1 protein-coding gene is annotated in these 255 nt (G+C 47.5%); it reads left to right on the forward strand.

Annotated elements, in window-relative coordinates; all coding sequences use genetic code 11:
* Positions 1 to 24 precede the first annotated feature (24 nt).
* The coding region (locus HGH47_RS12370) for a hypothetical protein (protein WP_432912808.1) at positions 25 to 255 on the forward strand (231 nt) is incomplete at its 3' end.

Genomic DNA, 255 nt, shown 5'->3' on the forward strand with positions numbered 1-255 from the left:
CCGGTAAAACTTAAAAAGGAGCCTTTGAAGATAAGCGCTGTAGCATTGGGAACGGATATGAACCGGAACGGCACTATCGCAGATGTCGGCTCTACGGTGGTTGAAACCAAAACGTTGGGGCTGACATATAACGCAGCAAATCCTGACGGTATCGACAGTGAAAAATACGATTGGCACGGTAAAGCTGACGGCGGTACGTTTAGGTTTAAAAACAATACGTCGCACATTAAAATTGGAACCAGTGGCGGAAGCGGC

The sequence above is a fragment of the Treponema sp. OMZ 805 genome, from assembly GCF_050937395.1.
Taxonomy (GTDB): domain Bacteria; phylum Spirochaetota; class Spirochaetia; order Treponematales; family Treponemataceae; genus Treponema.